Consider the following 2,711-nt stretch of genomic DNA (forward strand, 5'->3'; position numbering starts at 1 on the left):
AAGGACTTTGTGGGAAGGGGCGTCCTGGCGCTCCCAGGACGGCCGTTTGCGATTGGAAGGGGGACTTTGGTGCTCCCAAAGTTCCCGTTTGCGATTGGAAGGGTCGCGACTAAAGCGACCGTTTGCGATTGGGAAGGGATTGCCGACCTACCTATCGGGCTCCCTGATACCGAATCGGAAAGTGCTCTAGGGTCAGGCGTTTACTTTTTTGAATTTGGCTTCTTTCATTTCAAGAAGCAAACAACAAAGGTCTGACTGTGTCTTGCAGTTCGCCGGCAAGCCGGATATCGACAGTATTTCGCCGCCGAGACAAAAACGGCCCTGAAGTTTTCCGTTCGAAGTGCCCGTGTCACGGGCACTCGGTACGACAGGTTGACCTTTACACCCGTTTAGTGTCAATTTTCCGTCACTGAACTCTCTCAGGACTTACTGCTCAAGGAGTGTCCTATGGTGGTGCAAGATCAGGATTATTGGAAGGATCGGGTTTCGGTGCCCGGAGAAGTGCGCAAGGTACACAAATCCGGAAAACCCGTGCGGACCAGATGGCGTCTCGTGCTTGCGGCGCTCCTCGGCCTTAGCGCTCTCGGGCTCGTGCTCGTGCAAAGCCACGGCGGGTTCGGCGGACTTGCCGATCGCGTTACGCCCCTGCCTGCTGCGCTGCAAGACATTCATGCATCGGTCGAGCAGGCATTGGACAAACTCTTCAGGGCCGAAGACGACGATAAATTGACGCCTCTCGTCAACGAGTTATCGGAAAAGAAAAAACGGTTTTATGACCGAATCGCCGACTTTGGGGCCGAGGCTAAAGCCAGGTTGTCGATAGACGAAACCTTTTACGGGTTGGAGGATGCCGTGAACGGGTTCTGGCAGGACGGTTTGAGCCGAATTGATCGAGCGGTTCGGCAGGACCTTCTGGTCAAGGGGGCCATTCTGGGCATTCTGTTGCTCATTTGCGTTGGCTTCGGCTCGGGTCTGCTGGCCGTGTTTACCCGATCGGTCCGGCAACTGGACGAATCCATCCGAAGACTGGGAGCGGGAGACTTCGGCAAACCCATCCGGGTTACCGGACCGAAAAACCTTCGGCTTCTCGGTGATCGGCTCGACTGGCTGCGCACCCGTTTGCTGGGTCGGGAAGAGTCGAAGCAACAGTTCATGAGCAAAGTCTCGAACGAATTCGAAACGCCGCTTTCCGGCATTTTCGAAAGCACCGGCCTGCTTATGGCCGAGGCGTTGAATCCGAAGCAACGCGACCTGTTGGCGCGGCTGAGCCAGGACGTTCAGAAACTGCAAAACCTGTTCGATGAGTCGCTCCACTATGGCCAGGTCAAGGACAATCCATCGCCGCAACCGAAGGACGCGGTGAACATGAAGACGTTGCTGGCATCGGTGATCGAAGATTATCGGGACTCCCTAAATGCGAAGTCCCTCACCATCAAGGAGTTGATCCAGCCGGTCGAATTCCTCGGTGTTCCCGACCAGGTGCGGACGATTGTCGACAATCTGCTCTCCAACGCCATCAAGTTTTCTCCGGAAGGGGGCAAGATCCGGATCATTCTTCGTGACTTGGGAACCGGTATGCAACTGGAGGTCGAAGATGACGGTCCCGGAATAGACACCACGGAGCGTACGCGGATATTCGAGCCGTTTTTTCGAGGCAAGGCGGCCCACATGACCGACACCGAGGGTGCCGGCTTGGGGCTGGCGATCGTGAGCGAGTGCGTGGCCAATCACCAGGGAAAAGTCGAAAGCATCGAACCGCGGCAGGACGAACAGGGCGCCCGCATCCGGGTCGAACTTCCGCTGGTGGAGGTTTCTTAAGTAAAAGCAGCCCATATAACCTATCTAGGGCGGAATAGCGTATCCCAATCGCAAACGGTCATCCGGGTAGTGCCCCGACAACCCGCCGCCGCATGGGAACCTTCCATTCGGCGCATTACGCTAAAGCTAATGCGCCCTACACTAGCTGAGATTATCCAAACCTGCGAGTTTCAGGGCATAGGATGTGCTGAACAAAGTGAAGCGCATCGATCTGAACTGCCCCGGACTCGCGAGCGAAGCGGGACAGCGTAGCGTGGCGAGGCCGCCCATAGGGTGCCGGACAGGGATTGTCCGGCATGAACCCATCGATCGCGACCGATGCGCCTCCTATCGTCGGCAGCATCCTATACCAGTCAAGAGTCGGTTTGGGTCAAGTTATCGATGGGAAGACACTCCATGAAACTCTCCGACTTTCACCATAGATCTATCGCACCCCGAGGACGGCTGTTCATTAGGGAATAACCGGTTTTGCTGCCGGGCGCACGCGGATTCCTTCGAAGACATAGCAAAGAGCCTGTACCAGCAGGCCCTCGAACCCTTCGACACGCTCAGGACAGGCCCTTCGACGAACTCAGGGCGAACGGCCCACTGGACAGACTCAATGTCTTGTCAGGCGGGACCACCAACCGACTTGATGAACTCGTCCGCCTCCCGGATCGACACTTCCATGGACCTTATAAGCGCCGAGATATCGGTTTGGAGGCTGTCGAGTTCGCCCCGCAGGGAGGCGATGGCTTGGGCATTGAGGTTGTGCTTCAGGAATAGAACCTGATCGCGGAACGTCAGCAATACCGGCTCCATTTTGGATTCGGCGCGTTTCATGGCGGCGATGAGCTGATCGTAGCGCCGGCGCGTCCCCGTGAGCTTTTGCTGGCTGCTGCGCTTGAGCGACG

The 2,711-nt window shown here is 56.8% G+C and carries 3 protein-coding genes; 2 read left to right on the top strand and 1 reads right to left on the bottom strand.

The window, feature by feature from the left end; genetic code table 11:
- On the top strand, positions 1–255 hold a 255-nt coding region (locus ABJK70_RS23260), incomplete at its 5' end, for a hypothetical protein (protein WP_347259282.1).
- 192 nt (positions 256–447) lie between these two features.
- On the top strand, positions 448–1,818 hold the full coding sequence (locus ABJK70_RS23265; protein ID WP_347259283.1) for a HAMP domain-containing sensor histidine kinase: 1,371 nt from the start codon (positions 448–450) through the stop codon (positions 1,816–1,818).
- A gap of 609 nt (positions 1,819–2,427) precedes the next feature.
- Here the strand turns inward: ABJK70_RS23265 and ABJK70_RS23270 are convergent.
- Positions 2,428–2,711 (bottom strand): DUF2959 family protein (locus ABJK70_RS23270; RefSeq protein WP_347259284.1); only part of this gene is annotated, 284 nt, incomplete at its 5' end.

The sequence above is a fragment of the Methylocaldum sp. genome, from assembly GCF_039794385.1.
GTDB lineage: Bacteria > Pseudomonadota > Gammaproteobacteria > Methylococcales > Methylococcaceae > Methylocaldum.